This is a genomic window from Planktotalea sp., assembly GCF_050633725.1.
GTDB lineage: Bacteria > Pseudomonadota > Alphaproteobacteria > Rhodobacterales > Rhodobacteraceae > Planktotalea.
In genome coordinates, this window is record NZ_JBOEHB010000012.1 from 54,722 (window position 1) to 73,390 (window position 18,669).

Here is an 18,669-nt window from a genome sequence, read left to right on the forward strand (position 1 = left end):
GCGCTCCTACTTACCAGCCTCTGAGCGTGCCGGTCGGCGCGAGCGCTCAGGGGATGCAAGATCGCGCCACTTCACCTTGAAATTCCGGATATAGGCCCGCTTAAGCAGGTCAAATGCAAATGAGACAGACCATGACAAATACAGATAAAGACCGCGTCGTCATTTTTGACACCACATTGCGCGACGGCGAACAAAGCCCCGGCGCGACGATGACACATGATGAAAAGCTGGAGATCGCTGGCCTTTTGGATGACATGGGCGTTGATATCATCGAAGCGGGTTTCCCCATCGCGTCAGAGGGTGATTTCCGCGCTGTGAGCGAGATTGCACGAAACTCGCGTAATTCGGTGATCTGCGGCCTCGCCCGCGCAAACTTTGCCGACATTGATCGCTGCTGGGAGGCGGTGAAACATGCAAGCAAACCGCGCATTCACACGTTTATCGGCACATCCCCTTTGCACCGCGCGATCCCGAACCTGACAATGGACGAAATGGCCGAGCGCATTCACGATACGGTTTCTCATGCGCGCAACCTTTGTGACAACATCCAATGGTCGCCAATGGACGCCACGCGCACGGAAGAGGATTACCTCTGCCGCACCGTTGAAATCGCGATCAAAGCGGGTGCAACGACGATCAATATTCCCGACACTGTTGGCTATACCGCCCCACGCGAAAGCGCAGATTTGATCCGTATGTTGATCGAAAAGGTGCCAGGCGCGGATAACATCATCTTTGCAACGCACTGCCATAACGATCTGGGCATGGCGACTGCGAACTCTTTGGCGGCCGTCGAGGGCGGCGCGCGTCAGATTGAATGCACCATCAACGGTTTAGGCGAGCGCGCGGGTAACACTGCGCTCGAAGAGGTCGTCATGGCGCTGAAAGTGCGCGGCGATATCATGCCCTACACGACTGGCATCGACACCACGAAGATCATGAACATCTCGCGCCGCGTGGCAGCTGTGTCCGGCTTTGCGGTGCAGTTCAACAAGGCTATCGTCGGCAAGAACGCCTTTGCCCATGAGAGCGGCATCCACCAAGATGGTATGCTGAAAAACGCCGAGACCTTCGAGATCATGCGCCCTGAGGACGTGGGTTTGACAGAGACGAATATCGTCATGGGCAAACACTCAGGTCGCGCGGCGTTGCGTTCCAAGCTGGAAAACTTGGGTTTTGAGTTGGGCGACAACCAGCTGAAAGACGTGTTTGTTCGCTTCAAAGAGCTGGCGGATCGCAAGAAGGAAGTCTTTGACGACGATTTGATCGCCCTGATGCGTTCGGCGACCGATCCAGAAAGCGATCGCTTGAAAGTGAAATCCTTGCGCGTTGTTTGCGGCACGGAAGGTCCACAAGAAGCGGCCTTGACCATGATCGTCGACGGCAAAGAAGTTTCCACGACAGCAACCGGTGACGGCCCTGTTGATGCAACATTCAACGCTGTAAAAGAACTGTTCGATCACAACGCGCGCCTGCAACTTTATCAGGTGCACGCGGTGACAGAAGGCACCGACGCGCAAGCCACTGTTTCTGTGCGCATGGAAGAGGACGGCAAGATCGTCACAGGTCAATCCGCGGACACGGACACTGTGGTTGCGTCGGCCAAAGCTTATGTCAGCGCGCTGAACCGCCTGCTGGTGCGCCGCGAGACAACTGACGTTGGCTACGATACCAAAGGCGTGAGCTACAAAGACGTTTCGTAAGCCAAGAGCTTAGACAACAGCGACGGTCAGATGCGTCTGACCGTCGCTTCAAAAATTTTTCAACAGATAAAAACAGACATTCCTGAACATTGCCGCGAACGACCAGTGTGAGCCCTTCTTGCCATTGCTGCGCCATACCTGAATATCTGTTGTCAAGAAATTCACTTATGGGATCGACCAAATGATATTGCTTAAACCAAACATTGATAACATTCCCGCTTACGTCTCAGCTTTGCAAAGAGGTTGGTCGCCAGACAATTTGCGGTCCGAAGCCGCCCAAGAGCAAATAGCCAGCATTTCAAAGGATGCAAAATCATTTGTTTTGAATCTCGATGATCCGACTGCAAGGGCAGGACCAGTTACATTGCCAGACGGCTCGAAAGTACCTCGCTTGCCAAGTATTCGTCGTTGGTTATGGGATGATGGGTTTTGTGGCCACATAAGTTTACGATGGAAACCGGGCACGGAAGAGTTGCCTCCAACTTGTGCAGGCCACATCGGGTACGCTGTCGTGCCTTGGCGACACGGAGAGGGGCTAGCGTCTGCTGCGCTTGTTGGAATTCTTCCAGAGGCGAAGGCAATCGGCTTGAGATACGTAAAAATTACAACCAGCCCTGATAACCCTGCATCAGTACGGGTCATTGAAAAAGCAGGGGGTACTTTGACAAGAACTTATATTGCAGACAACGCTCTTGGTGGGCACGAGACATTAGAGTTCAAAATTGCATTGGCTGATTGAGCCAATTTTGGAAGCTGACGTTCAACTCCCACAAGGGAACGGAAGTAAAGTCCGCTCTTTTGACCTTCATCCGCCGAAAATGCAACGAGATGAACAAATGGCCGGTCAACCATGACGCGAAGAAGGTCTGGAATGAACCCATGTTTCCAAAAGCTTTAGCCGGTACGAATGTCCGCAGACCGGACCCACAAATTTGGAACTACTCTTTGTTTCTCACAAAAATGGCTCCAAAGCTCAGCATACCGACAATTGAGATTAGCGCACTGGCTTCGCGCAGGTCGCTGAAGTTTGAAATTACGCCGTAGGCGATTGTACCCAGAGCCGTGGAGCCAAGGCCGACCATAACCCAAAGCCCCATGATCCGCCCGTGAAAGCCATCAGGAATAGACAATTGTATCTTTGATTGATTTGCCACGCCGACGATTGAAGCTGCGCAGCCTAATGTTGCGCCGCATGCCAATCCCAAGAGCCAATTTTCGGTTTGTGACATAAGTAAAAGCGCGGCAAAGCCAGCAACGCCAAGATACTCGGCGATGTGTTTAGGAAGTTCTCGCTGAAGCGCCATGAACGCAGCAGCACACACTGCCCCCAATCCGGCGGCTGAAAGCAACAGGCCAGCGCCATCTGCTTCCCGATCAAAGGCGGTTGCAGCGAATAATGGGAATAGGTCGACGGCTGCGCGAGCTCCGAACCCAAACACGCCCGTCAGCAGAAACGCTGTTGTCACCGGAGGGCTATCACGGATGACAGATAAACCATCGCGGAGTTGTCTGAGAAAACCACCGCTTGAAGCCGCGCGTTTTGCGACGTCGTTTCTGAGCGACCATATGACGAGAGCCAGCACGAGATTACCAATCGCCCCTAAGAGAAGAACGGGAGAGATACCCACCATCACAATGAGCAACCCCGCCAGAGCGGGGCCAATCATGCGGGTTAAGTTAAACACCAGAGAATCGAGAGCGATGGCTCTTGGCATTAGTGTTTTGGGAACCAATGCTGGCACCAAGGCCATCCGCAACGGTTGATAAGCCGAAACAGTAATGCCGATCAAACATTCGAAAATGATTAATGTGCCAACGGTTACAAGGTTGGCGAGTGCAAGAGCGAAAAGCAGTGTGGTCAGAGCTGCCAGAATAAGCTGAACTTTTACCATCGTTGGGATAATCCGAGCCCGATCAGCAACTGCACCAAAGAGCGGTCCAACAATGAGCGTTGGAACAAGCTGCGAAGCAAGCACAACGCTTGACCAAAAAGTTGACTCGGATAGCTCCCACGCGAGCCAAAGCACGGCGACCCGTTGCATCCAAATGCACGTCAGCGCGACGCTATTTCCAGCACAGTAACGAAGATATAAAGCAAAACCGGTTTTGACCATCAGAGCACTCCAATTTGACGGTGAGTGCCCAGGCGAACGGCTAAAAAACTACGCTTCCCGATGGTTACCCATCTCATTCTCGCCAGTTACGTAGCCATTTCAGCATATCACACCGTCCTTTCAGGCACAATCGACAAGCGTCGCTCGGTTTTGATTGCCGACATAAGCAAAGCCGCAGCGAAACGACGCAATGTCCGCGATCTCGCTCATGGCACTTCACTTGAGGAACATCGTTCAAAAGGTTCGCAATGTTCGACGCGTTGGCAATTTGCAGAAAATTCATTGCGCCACATCCTTCGAGCCGTCTTGATTAAATTTGGGGCGGTTTCGCGCCGAATGCTGGCCCCTCCCCCCTTTTCCCTCAGAAAAAACAGCCTATAAGGGCAACTGGTTCATGAGACTCACTATATGGACCAATATCTATTCTCAGCGGGACCGCAGCACATGGCATTTTGGGACAAACTTTCAGGCCTCTTTACGTCTGATATGGCGATCGACCTTGGCACGGCGAACACGCTTGTTTACGTCAAAGGCAAAGGTGTTGTTCTGTCCGAACCTTCTGTGGTTGCTTATCACATCAAGGACGGCGTGAAGAAAGTTCTCGCTGTTGGCGAAGATGCGAAGCTGATGCTTGGCCGTACGCCCGGCTCTATCGAGGCGATCCGCCCGATGCGCGAAGGCGTGATTGCGGACTTTGATACTGCGGAAGAAATGATCAAGCACTTCATTCGCAAGGTTCACAAACGCTCGACCTTTTCCAAGCCGAAGATCATCGTCTGTGTGCCACACGGAGCAACACCCGTTGAAAAACGCGCTATTCGTCAGTCGGTTCTGTCCGCTGGCGCGCGCCGCGCCGGTTTGATTGCAGAACCTATTGCCGCGGCGATTGGTGCTGGCATGCCGATCACTGACCCGACAGGCAACATGGTCGTCGACATCGGTGGTGGTACTACTGAGGTTGCGGTTCTCTCGCTTGGTGACATCGTTTATGCGCGTTCAGTTCGCGTCGGCGGCGACCGCATGGACGAAGCGATCATCAGCTATCTGCGCCGCCAGCAAAACTTGCTGGTCGGTGAATCCACTGCCGAGCGTATCAAAACATCCATCGGTACAGCGCGTATGCCCGACGACGGTCGCGGCGCGTCTATGCAAATTCGCGGTCGCGATTTGCTGAATGGTGTGCCGAAAGAAACCGAAATTTCTCAAGCACAGATTGCCGAAGCACTTGCCGAACCTGTTCAGCAGATTTGCGAAGCCGTGATGACCGCGCTTGAAGCAACGCCCCCTGATTTGGCCGCAGACATCGTGGATCGCGGCGTGATGCTAACGGGCGGCGGCGCGTTGCTGGGCGATCTTGATCTGGCACTGCGTGAGCAAACGGGCCTTGCGGTGTCTATCGCCGATGAAAGCCTGAACTGCGTTGCGCTTGGCACAGGCAAAGCGCTGGAATACGAAAAACAACTGCGCCACGCGATTGATTACGACAGCTAAATTCGGCATCGTAAAGCGCACGGACATCTAAGCCCGCTAAGCGGAGAACGCCTTGGCCCAAGACCGCGCCCAAAGCGAAGATTTCACCACCCCCCTCAAGCGTTTGCTTTTGGGCATACTGCTGCTTTTCTTGATCGGTATTTTTCTAATTTGGCGCATTGATAGCCCCCGTGTCGAACGCTTTCGACTGGCTGTCATTGATCGCGTTGTTCCCAGTTTTGATTGGGCGATGGTGCCCGTAACCGCGACGATCAACCTCGTGCGCGATTTCCAAAGCTATCAACGTATCTACGCGCAAAACCAAGAATTGCGCCGCGAGCTACAGCAAATGAAAAGCTGGAAAGAAGCTGCGCTTCAGCTAGAGCAAGAAAACGCGCGTTTGCTAGATTTAAATTCCGTGCGCCTTGATCCGCGATTAACCCATGTAACGGGTGTCGTAATGGCCGATAGCGGTTCGCCCTATCGTCAATCCGTCCTTTTGAATGTCGGTCGACGCGATGGCGTTCTGGATGGATGGGCGACAATGGATGGTCTTGGCCTTGTTGGGCGCATTTCTGGTGTGGGTGAAAATGCCTCTCGCGTTATTTTGCTGACAGATACAACAAGCCGCATCCCAGCGACGATCCAGCCCTCGGGACAGAATGCGTTGGTGGTTGGCGACAACACCCGCTCGCCGCCTATTGATTTCTTGGAAAACACCGATCTTGTACGCCCCGGTGATAGGGTCGTTACGTCTGGCGATGGCGGCGTTTTTCCAGCGGGACTTGTCATTGGTCAAGTTGCAAAAGATCCGGGCGGACGCTTGCGTGTGCGACTATCGGCTGACTACGAGCGTTTGGAATTCTTGCGCGTGCTTCGCAACTACGGCGCGGAGCGCATTGAAGATACGGGCCGATTGATCCGACCCGAAGTTTTGCCGTCCAATCCAGAACCCGCCACCGAAGATGATGAGGAAGCGCAGACAAGCGAGGCAAGCGATGGCTGAGCAACGCCCGACACGCGTCTGGGTGATGCGAAGCCTCTATGTTGCACTTTGCTTGTGTATCATCTTTATGCATCTGCTCCCGCTTGCGCCCGCGACAACGCGGTGGGCGCCGCCAGATCTCATTATGGCGCTGACCTTTGCTTGGGCCATGCGTCGCCCTGAATATGTTCCTGCGATCTATGTTGCGGGTATCGTGCTGCTCGCTGATTTTCTGTTTCAACGTCCCCCCGGCCTTTTGGCCGCGCTCATGGTCGTAGGATCAGAGACCTTGCGCGCCCGCGCCCATGCCAATCGCGATATGCCTTATCTCGTTGAGTGGGCAAGCGTGGCTGGCGTGATGATCGGCGTCGCTGTTGCCTTGCGACTTTTGCTCGCGATTTTCTTTATTCCCGCGCCTTCGCTTGGTTTGGTCTTGATTCAACTGACAATGACCATAGCCTTATACCCACTGGTTGTTCTGGTTTCGCATTTTCTATTCAGTGTGCGCAGACCTGCACCGGGTGAGGTTGATGCATTGGGTCACAGGCTATGAGACGTTCGGCAACAGAAACAACTGAAAGCGCGACCAAAATTACGCGGCGCGGCTTGATCGTTGCTGCTGTGCAAGTCGGGTTTGTTGGCGTGCTCGGCGCGCGCATGCGCTATATGCAAGTGGATCAAGCGGACGAATTTCGCCTGCTTGCTGATGAAAACCGGATCAACATCAGATTGATCCCCCCTGCTCGCGGCCAGCTTTTCGATCGCAACGGCAAAGTGATCGCTGAGAACGAACCCAGCTATCGAATCACGATGGTGCGCGAAGATGCAGGGGACGTGAATACAGTCATTGGCCGCCTGTCTACCTTGGTTGAACTGGATGATGACGAATTGAACCGCGCGCTAAACGAAATGAAACGCAGCGCGCCGTTTCTACCCGTAACAATTGCCGACCGCATTTCTTGGGAAGAACTCTCTCGCGTTGCTGCTAACGCGCCTGCCCTTCCCGGCGTTACACCCGAAGTTGGTCTGTCGCGCCGCTATCCTTTGGGGCCAGATTTTGCCCATGTCGCGGGATATGTTGGACCGGTCAGCCAACGCGATCTGGATCGCATCGAAGACCCCGATCAATTGCTACGCATACCGCGTTTCCAAATCGGAAAAGTTGGCGTTGAGGCGAAATACGAAGATTTGCTGCGCGGCAACGCCGGTGCAAAACGGGTTGAGGTAAACTCTGTAGGCCGCGTGATGCGCGAGCTGGATCGCCGCGAAGGCCAGTCGGGCGCGAATGTGCAGCTCACGATTGATCATAAATTGCAAAATTACGTTCAAGCGCGGCTCGGTGAAGAAAGCGCATCAGTAGTTGTGATGGATTTGAAGCGCGGCGACTTGCTCGCGATTGCATCCTCGCCAGCGTATGATCCTAACAAATTCGTACGCGGAATTTCGGTCGCAGATTACGCCTTTCTGCGTGACAATGATCAGCGACCGCTTGCCTCTAAAACGGTCCAAGATGCCTACCCCCCCGGCTCTACTTTCAAAATGGTTACGGCTCTTGCGGCACTTGAAGAAGGGCTTATCACTGCCGAAGATACGGTTCACTGTAACGGACATCTGGAAGTTGGCGGGCGTAAATTCCACTGCTGGAAACGCTCGGGCCACGGACATATGAACCTAGAGCTATCGCTGCGCGAAAGCTGTGATGTGTATTATTATGATCTCGCTTTGAAGGTCGGGATCGAGAAAATCTCCGCCATGGCTCGCAAGTTGGGGCTTGGTGAAAAGCATGATGTTCCTATGTCCGCCGTCGCGTCGGGCCTGACCCCGACCAAAGATTGGAAGCTACGTGTACGCGGCAAGGAATGGGTGATCGGCGACACGGTGAACGCATCAATCGGGCAAGGTTTCGTTTTGTCCTCTCCATTGCAATTGGCTGTCATGATGGCGCGGATCGCAACGGGACGCAGTATTTCGCCCAGGTTGGTGAATACCGTTGACGGGATCGCGCAGCCAAGCGGCGTAGGCGAAAAGCTTGACCTGAACGAGAATAACTTACGCAAAATACGTAAAGCCATGTACGCGGTTTCCAACAATCGGCGCGGTACGGCATATGGCAGCCGCATCATCGAAGATGCTTTCCGCATGGCAGGCAAAACAGGCACGTCCCAAGTGCGTAACATTTCAGCGGCAGAGCGCGCTCGCGGCGTGACGCGCAATGCCGATTTGCCATGGAACCGGCGCGATCATGCGTTGTTTGTCAATTTTGCGCCTTTTGACAATCCAGAAATCGCTGTCTCTGTGGTCGTCGAGCACGGTGGTGGTGGCTCGACTGCTGCCGCTCCGATTGCACGGGATGTAACCTTGCAAGCGTTGTATGGCGAAGACCCTCCACTTGCTGCATATCCTGCCAAGGATCGCGGGCGCATTCGTGCTTTGCAAAAGAAATTGCGCGAAATTCGACCCTTCGATGTCAATGACGATCAAGGGCGCGCATGAGTTATCTTGAATATACAGTTAAGTCAGTCCCGACGGGGTTTGGGAAATTCTGGCACTTGAATTGGGCTTTGATTGTTCTGCTGGCGACGGTCGCAGGGATCGGGTTCTTGATGCTCTATTCCGTCGCAGGGGGATCATTTTCCCCGTGGGCAGAGCCGCAGATCAAACGCTTTTTAATGGGCTTCACCTTGATGCTGATCGTTGCAATGGTGCCAATCTGGTTCTGGCGCAATATCGCTGGTGTCGCCTATGGTGTTTCGATCCTCTTGCTTCTTTATGTGGAGTTTTTCGGCGCAGTAGGCATGGGTGCGCAACGCTGGATCAACTTGGGCTTTATGCGGCTTCAACCCTCTGAGCTGATGAAAATTGCGCTCGTGATGTTGTTGGCCGCGTATTACGATTGGCTCCCGCTTCCGCGCACCTCCAAGCCGTTGTGGGTTGCGATACCGGTCTTCATAATCTTGCTGCCTACCATGTTGGTTTTGCGTCAGCCTGATCTTGGCACTTCGCTTTTGCTGGTGACGGGGGGCGGACTGATTATGTTTATGGCGGGTGTGCATTGGGCCTATTTCACCGCTGTGATTGCCAGCGGTATCGGTCTCATTGCCGCTGTCTTTCAGAGCCGAGGTGCGGAATGGCAATTGCTCAAGGACTATCAATTCCGCAGAATCGACACCTTTCTCAATCCCGCAAGCGATCCTCTTGGCGCAGGGTATCACATCACCCAAAGCAAAATCGCGCTTGGTTCAGGTGGCTGGACGGGGCGTGGCTTTATGCAGGGAACACAGTCGCGGTTGAACTTTTTACCCGAGAAACACACTGATTTTATCTTTACGACGCTTGCTGAAGAATTCGGCTTTATTGGCGCGTTTTCGTTGCTGCTGTTGTATCTGTTGATCATCTTGTTTTGCGTTGTGTCGGCGATAAACAACAAAAACCGCTTTGCATCTTTGCTTACGCTTGGCATTGCGAGCACCTTTTTCCTTTTCTTCGCGGTGAATATGTCGATGGTTATGGGTCTTGCGCCCGTCGTTGGCGTTCCTCTGCCCTTGGTTAGCTATGGAGGCTCAGCCATGCTTATACTTCTTCTGGGGTTTGGCCTTGTTCAAAGCGCCCATGTGCATAGGCCCCGATGATGCCTGTGCAAGTATTGTTTGCCGCAAAGGCAGAGCGTTGGATTGAGTATGAAGAACCACTGACACGGGCGTTGGCTGAAGCTGGTGTCGAGGCAAAATTGGCCTGTGAAATTGCACCCGATGAGGTCGACTATATCGTTTATGCGCCCAACTCCGATGTGCAGGATTTTTCGGCTTTTCCAAAGCTGAAAGCAGTTTTGAACCTATGGGCTGGCGTCGAAACCGTTGCCCCAAACCCAACCCTGAAAGTGCCTTTGGCGCGGATGGTTGATCATGGGTTAACTCAAGGCATGCGCGAGTGGGTCACGGGTCATGTGCTGCGTCACCATCTTGGAATGGATGCCCATATCGTCAATCCTGATCGTCTTTGGCCCCTTGGTGCGCCGCCTTTGGCGGAGCAACGTCGTGTCACCATTCTGGGCCTTGGGGCGCTTGGTGCCGTATGTGGGCAAACCTTGGCAAGTCTTGGCTTTCAAGTGTCGGGCTGGAGCCGAAACCTGAAAGCCATCGACGGCATTAAGTGCTACAGCGGAGAAGATGGGCTAAAAGCCGCGCTGAGCGAGGCAGATATTGTCGTTCTATTGCTGCCTGATACGCCCGCAACCGAGAATGTCTTGAACGCCGAACGTCTGGCTCTGCTCGCCAAAGGCGCGGTGATCATCAACCCAGGCCGCGGCCCCTTGATAGACGACGAGGCACTTTTGGCAGCCTTGGACAGTGGACACGTCGGTCATGCAACGCTGGATGTATTTCGCGTTGAACCTTTGCCCGACGATCATCCCTTTTGGACCCATCCGAACATTACGGTCACACCGCACATTGCCTCAGAAACCCGCTCTTGGACGGCAAGCCAATGCGTCGCCGAAAACGTCCGTCGCGGCGAAGCTGGAGAGCCATTCTTGCATTTGGTTGACCGTATCGCGGGGTATTAACGCAGTTTAGGCGGCTTATCTGGATCGGACCCTGGGGCTGGACGCACAAGCTGCTCGCGCATTTCCACTTGCGGCAGCTCAAAGCGCAAACCGACCTTGGCCATCGCAGCGGCCATTGGATCGCTGATTGCAAAAAAGCCTACATCTATACTTCCCGCCTCAAGCCCAGAAAAGGTAAGCGCCTCACTAGCGGCCTTTGCAAGCGCGCTTTCGGCACCTTCGACCGTGCCGACGAACCCTAGCAAATGCCCGGTTCCGCCACCTTTATAACGCAAGGCAACAAGATACGCGTTGCTGGCGAGACCTGCGGCTGTTGCAAGTTTTGCATCAAGTGCTGTGAGCAATTCTTCGGGCAGACCTTTGGGGGCGTAAAGCTCTTCCGCGCTTGCTTCGACTTCATCAGGGCTATGAGCCAGCGTTTCGCACAACCAACTAACAGCCTCTGGCGGGATCAACATTTGAGACGGCGCGACTTCAAGATTGACGCCAAGCCCGATCCCTTGCCCAGCAAGCATCTGCGCAATGACGCGGCCCGAAAGAGCAGCGTAGGGCGCAGGCTTGCCAACAAATCCTGAAAGCCTCTCGATGCGATCAAAAACCAGAACAAAACTGGCGTCGCCAAGATCAAAAATTTCAGGACTGATTTGCTCACCAACCGCTTCTTTCGTCAGCAGCAAAAACATTTCACTGTCAGACAAGCGTTCATAGAATTTCAGGCGGGCAGAATCATCGTTTGGCGCAGCTTCCATGGCGCTATGGGCCAGATCAAGCGGGGTTTGTTCACTCATTTCAGCACCTCTTGGACCCGAGCTCGCAGAACAGGCAACAACTCTGCTTCAAACCACGGATTTTTCTTGAGCCATGCGGTATTGCGCCAAGACGGGTGCGGCAAGGGAAAAACCGCAGGTGCATGGGATTTCCAATCGCGCACCGTGTCTGTGACCTTGCGCGCTCCGCCCAAGTGCCACTTCATCGCATAACCACCGATCACCAAGGTTAACGGCGCTGGTTGCAAGATTTGCATCAATCGCGTGCGCCAAGTTTTGGCGCAGATTGCAGGTGGCGGCAGATCGCTGCCCTTGGCGTTGTAGCCCGGAAAACAAAAGGCCATCGGTGCAATCGCAACCTTTCTTTTATCGTAGAACACGGTGCTGTTTATCCCCAACCAGTCGCGCAAACGATCGCCCGATGGATCCGTAAAAGGGCGCGCGCTTTCATGCACGCGTGCGCCCGGCGCTTGCCCTGCAATCAGGATTGGAGTGCGAGGAAGCTTGGGATCAAGCCAAACGACAGGGCGCGGCTGGTGCTGGGTTGCCGTCTTTGCAAACCTTTCTTCGCAAATCCGACAAACGGAAATGTCCCTCACCAGTTTTTCAGCATCGTCATCCATGAAGACACCGTGCCGTGCCAACTCCTTGTGAACAAGCCCTTGTTGCTCTTGTGCGAATCTCAACGTAGTTTGACCGAAGCCGACCTAAAACACATTGAGGGCACTATGTATCGCGTTTGGAATTTCCTAACCAACTACTCGCTTTTACTCATTTTTGGCGCGCTCATCGCGCTTGTTTGGGCCAATACCAATCCTGAAAGTTACCACCATTTTGTAGAGTTTGTGATCTGGGATCACGCGCCGATTGGGCATTTGCACGATGGGCATCGCACGCTGACGCTCCATTATTTAGTCAACGATCTTCTCATGGCGTTGTTCTTTGCAATTGCGGCGAAAGAGGTGTGGGAAGCGATCATCCTTAAAAACGGGTCTCTGCGCGGGAAAAAGGCGGCGACGCCTTTGTTCGCGACGGCAGGCGGTATGTTTGGCCCAATCGCCGTATATCTTGGCCTTGCCGCCTTGCTTGGCAGCGATACCTACAGCGCAGTTGCTAACGGATGGGCCATCCCGACCGCGACGGATATTGCGTTTTCTTATCTTGTTGGTCGCCTTGTGTTTGGCGCAGGCCACCCAGCGGTGCGTTTCTTGCTGCTACTCGCGATCGCGGATGACGCCGCAGGTTTGATCATTTTGGCGATCTTCTACCCCTCTGGCGAACTGGCCCCCGAATGGCTGCTTGTCTCTCTCGGCGCGGCTATCGCTGTCTATGTTTTGTTCAATTGGCTCCCACGCCATTTGGATCGAGGGAAAGAAGCGCGTCCGAATTCAACCTGGGTGCGCAACAAGCTGAGCTTTGTCCCTTACCTTTTGGCAGGCTGTGTGAGCTGGTATGGCTTTATGCGCTCGGGCATTCACCCCGCGCTTGGACTGCTTTTCATCGTTCCGACGATCCCGCATGCTGATCGTGCATTTGGTATCTTTAGCGAAGCGGAGCAATATCTAACCGATTTGCTCAACACGATTGAACACTGGCTCAAGCACCCTGTCGAAATCGTATTGTTTCTGTTTGGCTTGATGAACGCAGGCGTCGAATTCTCAGCGATTGGTGATGCGACATGGCTGGTTCTTGCTGGCTTGTTGATCGGTAAGCCAATTGGTATCTTGCTCTTTGGTTGGCTCGCGGCGCGCCCTCTGGGTTTGGGCTTGCCGCAAGGCATGCGGATCATCGATTTGGTCGTTATTGGCTTTGTCGCCGCGATTGGATTTACCGTTTCGCTTTTTGTTGCTTCGGTCGCATTTGAAGCTGGCCCTGTGCAAGACGCCGCAAAGATGGGTGCGCTCCTTAGCTTTGCCGCAGCGATAGTTTCGATCATTGCAGGCAAATTGACACGGGTTCAAAAACAAGAACTCTGAAGCAGGTTCTCGCTAAAAACTGGCCTCTTCCGACTTGGAAGGGGCCTTTTTCATGCTTAACTCAAGTCTATTCGCATCTGACTGCGCCCAAGCATTGAAACAATCACCTGAGATGTGACATACTGTAGACAAAATTGGCACATAAAGAATGCTTAAGAAACCTCGCGTATGAGGGCGGCAGAGCAGGCCGGGTAGGTAAATGTTAGAGTTTGAGAATGTCAGCAAGTCCTTTTGGACCGGAACACAGCGCAAGGTTATTCTTGATCGCGTGTCGTTTCGCGTCGAGCTAGGGCGCTCTATCGGCATTCTTGCGCCAAACGGCACGGGCAAGACGACTCTCGTAAACATGATGGCGGGTCTTGAAAAACCCGATGAAGGCGAAATTCGCAAGTCATGTAAAATTTCCTTTCCTCTTGGCTTTATGGGCGGCGTGATAACCAAGCACACGGCGATGGAAAATTCTCGCTATATCGCGCGGCTATATGGGCTTGATCCCGACTACGTCGAAGCATTTTGCCGTTGGCTTTGTGGGCTCGGTGAATATTTTGACCAACCGCTTGGCACATATAGTTCGGGCATGCGGGCGCGATTTACCTTTGCGCTACTTTTGGCGCTGGATTTTGACATGTACCTGATTGATGAAGGCATGCCGAACAGTACGGACGTTGAATTCAACCGTAAGGCGGGCGAAATATTGCGCGAGCGTCTGCGCACGACAACGATTATCATCGTCTCTCACCAAGCAGAGACACTTGAAAAATTTGCAGCATCGGCTGCTGTTCTTGTGAACGGCAAGCTTGAAATGTTTGACACCTTGGAAGAAGCGAAACAGCTCTATGACTACGAAACCCAAGGCTAAGAAGTTCCGCATAAAGCGAACTGGCTCTCTCGCGGATGGAAATTCTGCGCCTCCCGCAAATCCAGCGGGAACGGCTGAACCCGCGCGCCCAACGCGCCCTGCTGCACAACAACAGGCGCAAAACCCGAACGCGCAACAGCCAAGGCAACCTGCACCCCAGCCGCAGGGCCAAGCTATGGGTCGGATTAATCCGGTTAAGAAAGCTGCGCCAAAAGGCGCAACGCAAGCGCAAGCAGCGGCGCAAGTTCAGCAAGGCGCACAGGCGCGCGCTGGATTGGTTTCGTCAGCAGCAGAGGCCGCGGCCGATCAAGATATTGATGCCATCAAGCGTGAAGGTCTAACGGGTCGACAGCTTCGCATGGCGCGACGCGCAGCCCAGAAATACGGGCTTGCGCCGACGTCTGATTACGATGCTGTGCGCCAATTGCGAACACGTGGAATTGATCCGTTTCAACGCACCAATATGTTGGAATTGGTTGTTCCCGGCGAAGGCACGAGCGGCAAAGGTGGTAGTTCTGCAACTCAACCATTGATGCCTCAGGATCCAACGCTTGAGCCGATCAACCTGCCGCAAACCATGCCCGCTGGCGGCAATATGCCTGCTCACCCACCGGAAATCAGTCCAGCAGAGCGCCGCGCTCAAGAGATCACGCAAATTCAGCGCGACATCGCCAAACGTCGTCGCCGCAAACTGGCGCTTCTGTTTACACGGCTTGCATTCTTCGTATTTCTGCCCACGATCCTCGTCGGGTATTATTACTACGCGATCGCAACCCCGATGTACGCAACCAAATCGGAATTTCTGATCTTGAAGGCAGAATCCACAGGCGGTGCGATGGGTGGCCTTTTGTCAGGGACACAATTTGCGACCAACCAGGACGCGATTGCGGTTCAGTCCTACCTTACCTCGAAAGACGCGATGCTGCGATTGGATGCGGATGTAGGCTTTAACGCCCACTTTACCAACCCAGAGATCGACGCAATTCAGCGCTTGGAAGAAAACCCTTCCAACGAAGACGCCTACAAAATCTATAAAAAGATGATCGAGATCGGATACGATCCGACGGAAGGCGTGATCAAAATGGAAGTCATCGCCGCAGACCCGATCGTCAGTGCAGAGTTTTCCGAAGCTTTGATCAGCTATGCAGAAGAGCGCGTTGACAACCTATCGCTGCGTAAACGTGAAAACCAGGTGTCAGACGCAAAACGCGCCTATGAAGAAGCCTATCAAGATCGCCGCGATGCACAGGATGCTCTGGTGAGACTTCAACAGGAAGGCAACATTCTTGACCCAGAAGGCAAGATTGCCAGCTTGCGCAGCCAGATCAATACTTATGAGCTACAGCTGCAAGAAAAAACCCTGCAGTTGCAGGCGCTTTTGGACAATCCACGTCCAAACCGAGCAAAGGTAGAAGGCGCGCAGGGTGATGTGCGACGCCTCGAAGACCTATTGGTCGATCTCAACCAACAAATGACCGAAGCCTCAACAGGCGAGGATTCGTTGGCGACCCTGTCCGCAAATATCCAAAGCGCACAGCTCGATATCGCAGGTCGTGATATGGCGCTCCAGTCATCGCTTGAGCAGCTCAACTCGACCCGTCGCGAGGCTGCCGCGCAAGCGCGCTATCTCACAACAAGTGTTGAGCCCGTACCAAGCCAAGACCCCACCTATCCGCGCAAGTTCGAGAACACGATTTTAGCGTTCCTCGTTTTTGCTGGCATTTATCTCATGATCTCGCTTACCGCGTCGATCCTTCGTGAACAGGTCTCTTCCTAATATGAAAACTCTGAACATCGGCGGTTTGTCCGTCGGCAATGCGTCCCCTTTGACGATCATCGCGGGGCCTTGCCAGTTGGAAAGCGCAGAGCATGCGCAAATGATCGCTGGAAAAATGAAAGAGGCCTGCGACGCGGTTGGTGCCCAGTATATTTTCAAGGCGTCTTTTGACAAAGCAAACCGCACGTCGATCAAGGGTGTACGTGGCCCTGGAATGGACGAGGGCCTAAAAATGCTGGAAAGCGTCAAGTCAAAGATTGGCGTGCCTGTATTAACGGACATTCATTGGCCTGAACAATGCCAAGCGGTCGCCGATGTCGTGGATCTATTGCAAATTCCAGCCCTTCTGTGTCGTCAGACCGACCTCATTCTGGCTGCGGCTGAAACGGGTGCTGCGATCAATGTCAAAAAGGGGCAATTCCTTGCTCCTTGGGACATGGCGAATATTACCGCCAAAATTGAATCGACGGGCAACACCAATATTTTGCTGACAGAGCGCGGCACGTCGTTTGGCTACAATACGCTCGTAACAGATATGCGCGCGCTGCCTCAAATGGGGCAGACAGGATATCCCGTTGTCATGGACGCGACGCATTCGGTGCAACAACCTGCAGGGCTTGGTGGTTCAACAGGCGGTCAGCGAGAGTTTGCCCCGCTTATGGCACGCGCCGCAGCGGCAATCGGGGTTGCCGCGATCTTTATTGAAACGCACGAAGACCCTGACAAATCTCCAAGCGATGGACCGAACATGATCTATTTGGACAAAATGCCAGAGCTTTTGCGCATTTTGATGCAGCTCGATGAAGTCGCCAAATCCCATCCGCTAGAACTTTGAGCTGATCGACATGACAAAACCTGCCCCAACCGTTTCCCAAAATACTTGGGAGTTTTTGCGTGATGCTATGATCACACCGACTGGTTTTCGCGAATATGATGCCCGTTGGAAATATCCAGATGACATCAATCTTCCCGGCATTACGGCACTTGGCCTCGGCCTTGGCACGCAAATGCAGCGGCGCGGGATAGAGCCTGTGATCGCAGTTGGTAACGACTATCGCGAATACTCTCTTTCGGTCAAAAACGCGTTGATGTTGGGTTTGATGCAAGCTGGGATTCACGTCAAAGACATTGGTCCTGCCCTGTCTCCGATGGCGTATTTCGCTCAATTTCATCTGAACGCCCCTGCGGTTGCGATGATAACCGCAAGCCATAACCCCAATGGTTGGACTGGTGTTAAAATGGGCTTTGAACGCCCGCTCACCCATGGCCCCGACGAGATGGCGGAATTGCGTGACATCGTTCTGAACGGCGAGGGCAAGCCAGCCGCGGGTGGCGGCTATGAATTCGTACATGGCGTTCGCGACGCTTATCTTGATGACCTTGTTGGCGACTTCAAAATGACGCGAAAGCTGAAAGTCGTTTGCGCAACAGGCAATGGAACGGCGTCTGCTTTTGGACCTGAACTATTCAAGCGGCTAGGCGTCGAGATCGTGCCAAGCCATAACGAGCTTGATTACAATTTCCCCAATTACAACCCGAACCCAGAAGCAATGGAGATGCTGCACGATATGTCAGCCTCTGTGAAAACATCAGGTGCAGACTTCGCTCTTGGGTTTGACGGCGATGGCGATCGTTGCGGCGTTGTGGACGATGAGGGTGAAGAAATTTTCGCGGATAAGGTCGGCGTCATCATGGCGCGTGATCTGAGCAAAATTCACCCGAACGCCACTTTTGTAGCTGATGTGAAGTCCACCGGACTGTTCGCCTCTGATCCCGAGCTGATCAAGAACGGCGTCACTGCGGACTATTGGAAAACTGGCCACAGCCACATGAAACGGCGCGTGAAAGAGCTTGGGGCATTGGCAGGCTTTGAAAAATCCGGGCATTACTTTTTGGCGCAACCGATTGGTCGTGGATATGACTGCGGCATGCGTGTGGCGGTCGAGATCTGCAAGCTGATGGATCGAAACCCTGACATGTCGATGTCTGATCTGCGCAAAGCGCTGCCTGTGACCTATGCGACCCCGACGATGTCGCCCTATTGCGCAGACGAAGAGAAATACGATGTGCTTGAGCGGATCGTCGAGAAGCTTGTGGCAAAACACAGAGCAGGTGAAACGCTGGCGGGGCGAAAAATTGATCGGATCGTAACAGTAAATGGCGCACGCATTATTTTGGACAACGGATCGTGGGGTTTGGTGCGCGCGAGTTCGAACACACCAAACTTGGTCGTTGTCTGCGAAAGTTCGGAAAGTGATGCCGAAATGCGCGCCATATTTAGCGATTTAGACGCTGTCATTCAAACGGAGCCATTGGTCGGAGAATACGACCAAACAGTCTGAGCCAATTTGGCACGGGTGACAAAGAACGAGCGCCTGCTATAAGGCGCGCGAACACACATTTGATGCAGGAATAATGCGATGACAACTCAGGTTTTTGGCCACAAATCCCCCGACA

General features: G+C 53.6%; 16 protein-coding genes and 1 riboswitch. Of the genes, 13 read left to right on the plus strand and 3 right to left on the minus strand.

Going from position 1 to position 18,669, the window contains the following annotated elements; translation table 11 throughout:
* Window positions 1–131 precede the first annotated feature (131 nt).
* Window positions 132–1,703, plus strand: a complete 1,572-nt coding sequence (locus ACRBCU_RS11310; RefSeq protein ID WP_431365490.1) for a 2-isopropylmalate synthase — start codon at window positions 132–134, stop codon at window positions 1,701–1,703.
* A gap of 181 nt (window positions 1,704–1,884) precedes the next feature.
* Window positions 1,885–2,442, plus strand: a complete 558-nt coding sequence (locus ACRBCU_RS11315) for a GNAT family N-acetyltransferase (protein ID WP_431365491.1) — start codon at window positions 1,885–1,887, stop codon at window positions 2,440–2,442.
* Window positions 2,443–2,641: 199 nt separating this feature from the next.
* On the opposite strand, the gene ACRBCU_RS11320 is transcribed toward ACRBCU_RS11315, so the two are convergent.
* Window positions 2,642–3,817: an MFS transporter gene (locus ACRBCU_RS11320; RefSeq protein WP_431365492.1), complete on the minus strand. Its 1,176-nt coding sequence runs from the start codon at window positions 3,815–3,817 to the stop codon at window positions 2,642–2,644.
* Window positions 3,818–3,836: 19 nt separating this feature from the next.
* A riboswitch (ZMP/ZTP riboswitch) is annotated at window positions 3,837–3,917 on the minus strand.
* A gap of 344 nt (window positions 3,918–4,261) precedes the next feature.
* Between ACRBCU_RS11320 and ACRBCU_RS11325 the strand changes: the two genes are divergently transcribed.
* From ACRBCU_RS11325 to ACRBCU_RS11350, 6 genes are read left to right on the plus strand one after another with little or no spacing between them, the layout of a single operon-like run.
* Window positions 4,262–5,308 carry a rod shape-determining protein gene (locus tag ACRBCU_RS11325; RefSeq protein ID WP_348495859.1) on the plus strand — a complete coding sequence of 349 codons (1,047 nt, stop codon included), beginning with the start codon at window positions 4,262–4,264 and terminating at the stop codon, window positions 5,306–5,308.
* 52 nt (window positions 5,309–5,360) lie between these two features.
* Window positions 5,361–6,293, plus strand: coding sequence for a rod shape-determining protein MreC (gene mreC / locus ACRBCU_RS11330; RefSeq protein ID WP_431365493.1), 933 nt, complete (start codon window positions 5,361–5,363; stop codon window positions 6,291–6,293).
* Window positions 6,286–6,825 carry a rod shape-determining protein MreD gene (locus ACRBCU_RS11335; protein WP_431365494.1) on the plus strand — a complete coding sequence of 180 codons (540 nt, stop codon included), beginning with the start codon at window positions 6,286–6,288 and terminating at the stop codon, window positions 6,823–6,825. The genes mreC and ACRBCU_RS11335 overlap by 8 nt, the downstream gene beginning before the upstream one ends.
* Window positions 6,822–8,765, plus strand: a complete 1,944-nt coding sequence (gene mrdA, locus ACRBCU_RS11340; RefSeq protein ID WP_431365495.1) for a penicillin-binding protein 2 — start codon at window positions 6,822–6,824, stop codon at window positions 8,763–8,765. Before ACRBCU_RS11335 ends, mrdA begins: the two co-directional genes overlap by 4 nt.
* A complete protein-coding gene (gene rodA, locus ACRBCU_RS11345; RefSeq protein WP_431365496.1) occupies window positions 8,762–9,901 on the plus strand; it encodes a rod shape-determining protein RodA in 1,140 nt (379 codons plus the stop codon). Before mrdA ends, rodA begins: the two co-directional genes overlap by 4 nt.
* Window positions 9,901–10,833, plus strand: coding sequence for a 2-hydroxyacid dehydrogenase (locus ACRBCU_RS11350; RefSeq protein WP_431365497.1), 933 nt, complete (start codon window positions 9,901–9,903; stop codon window positions 10,831–10,833). The genes rodA and ACRBCU_RS11350 overlap by 1 nt, the downstream gene beginning before the upstream one ends.
* On the opposite strand, the gene ACRBCU_RS11355 is transcribed toward ACRBCU_RS11350, so the two are convergent.
* Together ACRBCU_RS11355 and ACRBCU_RS11360 are read right to left on the minus strand one after the other, a co-directional pair.
* Window positions 10,830–11,621: an SseB family protein gene (locus ACRBCU_RS11355; RefSeq protein WP_431365498.1), complete on the minus strand. Its 792-nt coding sequence runs from the start codon at window positions 11,619–11,621 to the stop codon at window positions 10,830–10,832. The genes ACRBCU_RS11350 and ACRBCU_RS11355 overlap by 4 nt on opposite strands.
* Window positions 11,618–12,223: a uracil-DNA glycosylase family protein gene (locus tag ACRBCU_RS11360; protein ID WP_431365499.1), complete on the minus strand. Its 606-nt coding sequence runs from the start codon at window positions 12,221–12,223 to the stop codon at window positions 11,618–11,620. The genes ACRBCU_RS11355 and ACRBCU_RS11360 overlap by 4 nt, the downstream gene beginning before the upstream one ends.
* 105 nt (window positions 12,224–12,328) lie before the next feature.
* On the opposite strand from ACRBCU_RS11360, the gene ACRBCU_RS11365 reads away from it, so the two are divergent.
* From ACRBCU_RS11365 to ACRBCU_RS11385, 5 genes are all read left to right on the plus strand, one after another.
* On the plus strand, window positions 12,329–13,576 hold the full coding sequence (locus tag ACRBCU_RS11365) for a Na+/H+ antiporter NhaA (protein ID WP_431365500.1): 1,248 nt from the start codon (window positions 12,329–12,331) through the stop codon (window positions 13,574–13,576).
* 199 nt (window positions 13,577–13,775) lie between these two features.
* A complete protein-coding gene (locus tag ACRBCU_RS11370; protein WP_431365501.1) occupies window positions 13,776–14,435 on the plus strand; it encodes an ABC transporter ATP-binding protein in 660 nt (219 codons plus the stop codon).
* Complete coding sequence (locus tag ACRBCU_RS11375) at window positions 14,413–16,212, plus strand: capsule biosynthesis protein (protein ID WP_431365502.1); 1,800 nt, start codon at window positions 14,413–14,415, stop codon at window positions 16,210–16,212. The genes ACRBCU_RS11370 and ACRBCU_RS11375 overlap by 23 nt, the downstream gene beginning before the upstream one ends.
* 1 nt (window position 16,213) lies before the next feature.
* Window positions 16,214–17,047 carry a 3-deoxy-8-phosphooctulonate synthase gene (kdsA, locus tag ACRBCU_RS11380; RefSeq protein ID WP_431365503.1) on the plus strand — a complete coding sequence of 278 codons (834 nt, stop codon included), beginning with the start codon at window positions 16,214–16,216 and terminating at the stop codon, window positions 17,045–17,047.
* A 10-nt stretch (window positions 17,048–17,057) separates the two neighbouring features.
* Window positions 17,058–18,554, plus strand: a complete 1,497-nt coding sequence (locus ACRBCU_RS11385; RefSeq protein ID WP_431365504.1) for a phosphomannomutase/phosphoglucomutase — start codon at window positions 17,058–17,060, stop codon at window positions 18,552–18,554.
* Window positions 18,555–18,669: the final 115 nt, after the last annotated feature.

Excerpts from the sequence above, each read along its gene's own strand:
- ACRBCU_RS11310 (WP_431365490.1), top strand. The coding sequence starts at position 132 with ATGACAAATACAGATAAAGACCGCGTCGTCATTTTTGACACCACATTG.
- ACRBCU_RS11315 (WP_431365491.1), top strand. The coding sequence starts at position 1,885 with ATGATATTGCTTAAACCAAACATTGATAACATTCCCGCTTACGTCTCA.
- ACRBCU_RS11320 (WP_431365492.1), bottom strand. The coding sequence starts at position 3,817 with ATGGTCAAAACCGGTTTTGCTTTATATCTTCGTTACTGTGCTGGAAAT.
- ACRBCU_RS11325 (WP_348495859.1), top strand. The coding sequence starts at position 4,262 with ATGGCATTTTGGGACAAACTTTCAGGCCTCTTTACGTCTGATATGGCG.
- ACRBCU_RS11335 (WP_431365494.1), top strand. The coding sequence starts at position 6,286 with ATGGCTGAGCAACGCCCGACACGCGTCTGGGTGATGCGAAGCCTCTAT.
- mrdA (WP_431365495.1), top strand. The coding sequence starts at position 6,822 with ATGAGACGTTCGGCAACAGAAACAACTGAAAGCGCGACCAAAATTACG.
- rodA (WP_431365496.1), top strand. The coding sequence starts at position 8,762 with ATGAGTTATCTTGAATATACAGTTAAGTCAGTCCCGACGGGGTTTGGG.
- ACRBCU_RS11350 (WP_431365497.1), top strand. The coding sequence starts at position 9,901 with ATGCCTGTGCAAGTATTGTTTGCCGCAAAGGCAGAGCGTTGGATTGAG.
- ACRBCU_RS11355 (WP_431365498.1), bottom strand. The coding sequence starts at position 11,621 with ATGAGTGAACAAACCCCGCTTGATCTGGCCCATAGCGCCATGGAAGCT.
- ACRBCU_RS11360 (WP_431365499.1), bottom strand. The coding sequence starts at position 12,223 with ATGGATGACGATGCTGAAAAACTGGTGAGGGACATTTCCGTTTGTCGG.
- ACRBCU_RS11365 (WP_431365500.1), top strand. The coding sequence starts at position 12,329 with ATGTATCGCGTTTGGAATTTCCTAACCAACTACTCGCTTTTACTCATT.
- ACRBCU_RS11370 (WP_431365501.1), top strand. The coding sequence starts at position 13,776 with ATGTTAGAGTTTGAGAATGTCAGCAAGTCCTTTTGGACCGGAACACAG.
- ACRBCU_RS11375 (WP_431365502.1), top strand. The coding sequence starts at position 14,413 with ATGACTACGAAACCCAAGGCTAAGAAGTTCCGCATAAAGCGAACTGGC.
- kdsA (WP_431365503.1), top strand. The coding sequence starts at position 16,214 with ATGAAAACTCTGAACATCGGCGGTTTGTCCGTCGGCAATGCGTCCCCT.
- ACRBCU_RS11385 (WP_431365504.1), top strand. The coding sequence starts at position 17,058 with ATGACAAAACCTGCCCCAACCGTTTCCCAAAATACTTGGGAGTTTTTG.